We start from the raw sequence: 2,402 nt of genomic DNA on the forward strand, positions 1-2,402 counted from the left end.
TTCGCCGGTCCCGAACGATCCAAAGCCGATCAGCTGAACGGTGTCTCCCGCGGCCACCGTTTTCGAAATCGTCTCAAATACCGCATTGATCGCATCTTCAGCGGCGATCTTGCTCGTACCCGACGCCGACGCCACAGCGTCAATCAGTTCCTGCTTGTTCATTGAATCCCTTCCTCTCAGAAAAAAACGAACGCGATCTTAGCGAATCGCTACGAAACCACAAAAAACGCCGGTCCTACAGGGCGGCATCGGTCGCATCGAGGTCGAAGAAATCCGAGGTCGTGCTATGTGCAGCGAGCAGCTCAGGCAAATCGCCATTCCGAACCTTGGCCAGGGTGTCCGGCGACAGCCAGATTTCTTCCATCGCGTCGATGCCTTCCTCGATCAGCCGCTGCAGGAAGAACGACTGCTTGCGCCCTGTGGCCTCTGCCAGTACGCGCAACCGCTGTTCGATGACGGGATCGATGCGCACTGCCACGACCCGCAATTTGTTCTCTGCCGATCTTCTCATCTGTTCGCTCCTTTTGGCCGTCGGCGCGACTGCAACGCCAACTGGCCGTGGACCGCGCCGCTCCGCAGCGCCATCCGATCATTATCTACGGGCCACCTTTCACTCTCGCCGTTTTGACTGCCGCTGCCTTTCGGGCGGCTCGCCTGGCTGGCGGACTGGCTTCAGCGGTGGGCACACGTCGCGTAGACGGCCGCGCCGTTGTGCGCAGCGCCTTCAACTGTTCTTGGAGTGACTTCTGTGCCACTTCGAGCGCGGCGAGCTTGCCCTGGAGCACGCCGGTCTTATGGCGCGCGTCGCCCTGCTGCTCCTGCAGCGCTTCGACGGTGCGACGATGCTCGGCCTCTCGCTTGTCTGCCCGCTTGGCCGCCTCGGCCAATTCTTTCTGAGCCTGTGCTGTGGCGCTGCGTTCCCGATCGATCTCTAGTAGTGCACGCTTTTCAGATGCGCGTAAGCGCTCCTCGGCACGGCCGGCGGTCTCACGGAGCTTATCCAGATCACGCGAGAAGGTGTGGCGCACCGTCTCGAGTTCTCGCTCGCGCACGAGCGCCTCTTCACCGAGACGCTTGATCTCCGCCTCCAGCGCTCTACGTGTGGCGGCCTCCTCGGCCCGCTCCCGCTCCAGCTCCCGGATCTCGACCTGGGCCGCCAGCAACGCCGCGGTGCGCTGCTCGAGCGCCGTCTCGGTCCGACCCAACTCCTCACGCGCCGCGACCACTTTCTGTCCCGCCTCTGCGCGCTGCGCTTCGACCTCGTCGCGCAGCGCAGTCAGTTCAGCCTGCGCGGAGGTCGCCGCCCGGGTCCACAGGGTCCCGATCATCTCGCCTGCGGCGTCGCTCAGATCCGTCGGCAGATCCGGATGCTCGATACGCACTCGGCTTTTCTCGCGCAGCTCCGCCCAGAATTCACTCAACACCGACGCCGGCGTGCTCATGGTGCCGCGTCGCACCAGGTTGTAGAGACGATTGGCCGTCGGCGGGACGCCAAAGCGGAAGAACAGCAGCGCGCATACCTCGCGATAGAGCTCGCGCGTCTTAGGGAATTCGGCCTTGAGGCGCTCGATGTCCGCCGCGAGGCGGGTTTCGTCGGAGAGAACGTCGGACATGGGCCGCAGAGGAGCAAGTAAAGCGTACATAATACAACGTATTCCGCGTTGAAACCAACGCAGACCAAAGCTATATTTGACATTAGTGCTATAATGTTGATTTATTTGTATCGTACCGACCTCAAAACCGCGTGACACTCAATGCCCGCTCTTCCGCCACCGACATCCGTTGCACTCCAACCCGCGCCCCTCGAATCCCTCGTGATTCCGTCGACGCTCGACGGTAGTGTCGGGGCGAATCGCGCGACGGACGGTCGTGCGCAGATCGCGGCCAACCATGATCTCGATGCGATTCGCGCGTGGCTCTCGCGCTTTCACGACACCAAGACCACCTTCGAGAGTTATCGCAAGGAAGCCGAGCGCTTGCTGCTCTGGTCGCTTGTGACGCTCGACAAGCCGCTCTCGTCGCTCACCCACGAAGATTGTCTGCGCTACCAGCAATTCCTGGCCGATCCGCAACCCGCCGCGACCTGGGTCGCCGGCGGTGGTCGCAAGCACCCTCGCCACGATGCACGGTGGCGGCCTTTCTATGGCCCCCTGTCGCCCGCGAGTCAGCGCCAGGCGATCGTCATTCTCAACGCATTGTTTGCGTGGCTGGTGCAGGCGGGGTATTTGGCCGGCAACCCGCTTTCGCTCTCTCGACAGCGCACGAAACACGCGGCTCCGCGCATCACCCGCTATCTCGAGCCGACCCTCTGGCAGGAAGTCAAGCACACCATCGCTACGCTGCCGCGCGACACCGATCGCGCGCGTGCGCATGCCTATCGGGTGCGGTGGCTGTTCACGCTG

4 protein-coding genes are annotated in these 2,402 nt (G+C 62.8%); 1 reads left to right on the plus strand and 3 read right to left on the minus strand.

Going from position 1 to position 2,402, the window contains the following annotated elements:
- The 3 genes from AWB81_RS42105 to AWB81_RS42115 all read right to left on the minus strand — a co-directional run.
- Positions 1-162, minus strand: a 162-nt coding sequence (locus AWB81_RS42105; RefSeq protein WP_200822638.1) for an HU family DNA-binding protein, incomplete at its 3' end; no start/stop codon positions are given.
- A gap of 73 nt (positions 163-235) precedes the next feature.
- Positions 236-511 (minus strand): YlcI/YnfO family protein, encoded by a 276-nt coding sequence (locus AWB81_RS42110; RefSeq protein WP_062644448.1) that lies wholly within the window; start codon positions 509-511, stop codon positions 236-238.
- Positions 512-596: 85 nt separating this feature from the next.
- Complete coding sequence (locus AWB81_RS42115; RefSeq protein ID WP_062644450.1) at positions 597-1,613, minus strand: DNA-binding protein; 1,017 nt, start codon at positions 1,611-1,613, stop codon at positions 597-599.
- A gap of 141 nt (positions 1,614-1,754) precedes the next feature.
- Between AWB81_RS42115 and AWB81_RS42120 the strand changes: the two genes are divergently transcribed.
- A partial coding sequence (locus AWB81_RS42120) for a site-specific integrase (RefSeq protein WP_510183686.1) occupies positions 1,755-2,402 on the plus strand: 648 nt, incomplete at its 3' end.

This window comes from Caballeronia arationis, from assembly GCF_001544975.2.
GTDB lineage: Bacteria > Pseudomonadota > Gammaproteobacteria > Burkholderiales > Burkholderiaceae > Caballeronia > Caballeronia arationis.